Source organism: Achromobacter ruhlandii (genome assembly GCF_002082135.1).
GTDB lineage: Bacteria > Pseudomonadota > Gammaproteobacteria > Burkholderiales > Burkholderiaceae_B > Achromobacter > Achromobacter ruhlandii.
Genome location: NZ_CP017433.1, coordinates 3,381,290 through 3,382,579 on the forward strand (window position 1 = coordinate 3,381,290; position 1,290 = coordinate 3,382,579).

2 protein-coding genes are annotated in these 1,290 nt (G+C 72.2%); one reads left to right on the forward strand and one right to left on the reverse strand.

What is annotated here, in order from left to right; genetic code table 11:
- Positions 1–524, forward strand: a 524-nt coding sequence (locus AruCF_RS15195) for a surface-adhesin E family protein (protein WP_167385884.1), incomplete at its 5' end; no start/stop codon positions are given.
- Here the strand turns inward: AruCF_RS15195 and AruCF_RS15200 are convergent.
- Positions 521–1,249, reverse strand: a complete 729-nt coding sequence (locus AruCF_RS15200; protein WP_083037075.1) for an ABC transporter permease — start codon at positions 1,247–1,249, stop codon at positions 521–523. The genes AruCF_RS15195 and AruCF_RS15200 overlap by 4 nt on opposite strands.
- Positions 1,250–1,290: the final 41 nt, after the last annotated feature.

Below are 1,290 nucleotides of genomic sequence, written 5' to 3' on the forward strand. Positions count from 1 at the left end.
CGGCCGTCACGGCGGCCGGCGGCTGCGCGCCGCTGACGGAGCGCGACGGCAACGCGCGGCCGTGCGACGTCGGCGGCCCGCCACACCAGGCCGAAGACGCCGCGCCCGCGTCCGCCAACGGCTCGGACTGGCAGCCGCTGGCGCCGCAGAGCATGCCGGGCGTGTTCTACGACGGCGCCTCGATCACGCAATTGTCCGAACGGCCGGTGGTGATGCTGGCGACGGTGGCCTGGTTCTATGCGCAACCCCGGGTTTCGGAGACCAACGGCCAGCCCTACGGCTCGGTGACGCAGGCCGTGATCATGAATTGCAGCAACAATACCTACACCGTCACAGAGACCCAGCATTTTGCCGGTCCCAATGCCACCGGCAGCCTGGTGGAATCGCTGCCCGTGGCCGGCATGACGAACGCGCCGGTGGTGCGCGATCCCGTGCAGCGCTCGCTGCGCACCGTGATCTGCCCGGCCGACGGCCGCCGCGCCCGGCCCCAGGGCACGGCGGCGAGCCGGGATGCCACGCCCTAGCCGCGCCAATAGCGGTAGAGCGCCCGCGCCGCGGCGTCCAGCGCGAAGCCGAGCGCGCCGATCAGCAAGACCATGGCCATCAGCTCCGAATAGGCCAGCCGGTCGCGCGTATCCAGGATGAAGTAGCCCATCCCCGCCGACACGCCCAGCATTTCACAGGGCACCAGCACGATCCACAGGATGCCGATGGCCAGCCGCACCCCGGTCAGGATATGGCCCAGCACCCCCGGCAGGATCACATGGCGCAGCGTCTCCCAGCGGGTCGCGGCCATGCTCTGCGCCAGTTGCAGCCAGCGCGCGTCCAGTTGCTGCACGCCGGCGGCGGTGTTCAGCACGATGGGCCAGACCGCGGCAAACGCCAGCAGGAAATACACCGGGTCGTCGCCCACGCCGAACACCATCACCGCGATCGGCATCCATGACAGCGGCGAGATCATGCGCAGGAACTGCATGGCCGGCGACAACGCCGCCTCCAAGCGCCGGTAGCTGCCGATGGCCAGGCCCAGCGGCACGCCGATGGCCAGCGCCAGCCCCAGTCCCACGGCCACGCGGCGCAGGCTGACCAGCACGTGCAGCGGCAGGTCGGAGCCGGTCAGCAACTGCCACAGGCTGGCGAAGGTGGCGCCAGGCGCAAAGCGCCGCGCCATGCCGCCGGCCGGCGCCAGCACCTCGGTGCCCAGCCACCACAGCCCCAACAGCGCCGCCAGGCCGCCCAGGCCCAGCACGGCGCGCGCGGCCGCGCCGTCGCGCCGCGCGCGTGGCGGGG